This window comes from Bradyrhizobium liaoningense, from assembly GCF_018130955.1.
GTDB classification, from domain to species: Bacteria; Pseudomonadota; Alphaproteobacteria; order Rhizobiales; family Xanthobacteraceae; genus Bradyrhizobium; species Bradyrhizobium liaoningense_C.
Window position 1 is genome coordinate 1 of sequence record NZ_JAFCJM010000139.1, and the last position, 2276, is coordinate 2276.

The 2276-nt window shown below is 60.1% G+C and carries 2 protein-coding genes; both read left to right on the plus strand.

All coding sequences use genetic code 11. The features are described 5' to 3' along the window. Window positions 1-924: 924 nt before the first annotated feature. Window positions 925-1419, plus strand: a complete 495-nt coding sequence (locus tag JQ632_RS39050; protein ID WP_212408035.1) for a hypothetical protein — start codon at window positions 925-927, stop codon at window positions 1417-1419. 495 nt (window positions 1420-1914) lie between these two features. Beyond that, the gene (locus JQ632_RS39055; RefSeq protein WP_212408036.1) at window positions 1915-2196 is read left to right on the plus strand and encodes a hypothetical protein; all 282 of its coding nucleotides are present in this window, start codon (window positions 1915-1917) and stop codon (window positions 2194-2196) included. Window positions 2197-2276: the final 80 nt, after the last annotated feature.

The window sequence follows — 2276 nt, forward strand, 5'->3', positions numbered from 1 at the left end:
GCGACGCGCGCCACCAAATCGCGCCGTAGCTAGCGCGGCTTGGTTGGAAGGCCGAGGGGGCCCGTTACCCCATCTACGCATTGCTGACCGGAAATTTCATCCGGCAGTTGTGAAGTGGCACACAGACAGCAGCCCTCCAGTCTGGTTCTGTAGCGCCGACGATGGACCCTCGTGCGCTCGCTTGGCAATGCGCAGCGGCCGGGTCGGCATTCGGCAATTTCGGGATGATCGCTATGGGCGTTTTCAATCGCACGACCATGCTTTGCAGCATCGAGTCCACCTTGAGCGGGTGAACCAAGAGGTTTCGGGTGCGCGCAATGACGCGCACAGGGATTTTTCTTAGGCCCCGCCGGTGACGGACGGGGCCTTTCCATTTTCATGTCTGCCCACTTCTGCCCGGCGCCGCCTTCGTTGAAAGAAGGACCTGGGGTCATGTGGGAGTATTTTGGACCCGAATTCGCTTTTGACCTGGTGAAGGGGTTGGTCGCCGGAGTTGCGTCTCTGGCGTTCCAAGTGGTCGCCCCGCGGACGTTTCATGCCGCGAGGCGGTTCCGCGCGCGCCGGGTTGCCAGGAAGGCTGCAAGGCAAACCGCAAGGCAAGCCGCAAGACAAGCACGCCGCAATGCGACGGCGAATGATGGGGCGTGAGGAGGGAAAGTAGGGCGGGTCAGCCGACGGGTCCGCGCAACGCGTTGGCCCCGTTGGCTGATCCGCCCTACGCTTGCGTGTGAAACCCACCATCTTCACGAGGTGCAACCAGGAGAGGTTGAGCGCTCGCAACATCCATTATCGCGTGCCGCACTGGCGATTGTAAAAAATGGCAAAGTTGAGACTGTCAAGGATACATCGGGTTAGAACACCGCTTACCCCCGTAATACACTCAATGCCGTTTGGGGTTCTGGGTGCGTTTGGGAGGATCAATCAATGGCAAGTGTTGAACAATTGCGCAGACGGGACGGAGTGAACCTGGTTCAGCTCGAGGCGGACATTAGTTCGATACGTTCGGGAAGCTCGATCGCTTCCATTGCTCTGCCCGATTACGTCGAGCACACCGCGGGGGTGACGCGCGTCGGCGCCCTCAGTGCAGAGGCGGTCATTCGCGACTATGAGTCCGCTGCAAAAGAGATCGAGGCCATGGGCACCGAGCTGATCGACGCCGCGCAAAAATGCGAGGCGCTGACAGCCCAGGTCCATGACGCGATTGCCTTCATGCGCGAAACGGCGGCAGGCTATCGTGAAGAGGGACGGAAGATCTTCAAGCGCATCGAAGAATGCGCGCTGTTCACCGAAGACGTCCGCAAGACATGCGAGGAGGTCAAGCGCAGGATGGCGGAAGTCTCGGTAGGCGAGACTCCCAGGCTGGAGCCTGCGGAGCAAGAGCTCGAGATAGAACGCGCGCTCGAGACAGAACGCGCATAGTATCGGGAACTGCAGCGCCAAGACGTCGGATCGCTTGGGGCGCGGGTCTCTTGGGGAATGACAACTTGTGGGAAGGGTTGATCTGTCGCGAAGCCCATCAGCGCGCGCAGCGTTGATGGGCGTCGCTCCGCCCATTCTACGAGCTGTCTGTACGCGGAAGCGAAAGAGGCGGGTGTAACCCGCCAATGTTCGCGTGGGCGGATACAGAGGTGGGTTGCGCGCAGCCTGTCATCGGGCCGCGCGGAGCGCGGACCCGTTGGCAATCCGCGCTACGGCGGACAAGTCGCTCCATCCATCCTGCGTGGCGGCCAGGCTCATTCAAACCCTCAGCGAGAAATGGAACGTTAAGACGTGTCCATGGCTGATTTTCGCGATTCCGATTCGTTCGTTGAGAACGAAGCGGAGTCAGATGCGGAACATTCTCTGCACGGGCCCCGAGGAACGGGCGTTGGGTTCATTTCGTTGCATGGAGGGGCTTGTCGAGAGGAAGACGACATGAAAACAAAGATCATCGCGCTCTCTGCTGCCGTTGTCATGGCTACAGCACCAGCTGTGTTTGCTCAGGGTGTGTCTAGCCAGACGCCAGGCCAGGAGATGCAGCAAACCGGTTCCAAGAAGGGCGAGCCGGGCGCTTCAAGCTACGCTCCTGGACATAAGAAACAGCACGCGAAGGCCTCGAAGAAGGCCAGCCCCGGCGCGTCCGGTTACGCTCCAGGTCAAACCACCGGCGCGAGCACGAAGTCAACCACCGGCTCGAGCACAAAGTCAGGGTATTGAAATCCGTAGAGCCTGTGAGCCAATTCGTTTTTCGGCATCGACATTGAGGGGCGTTAGCGCCCCTTGATGTCAGAAGCCTG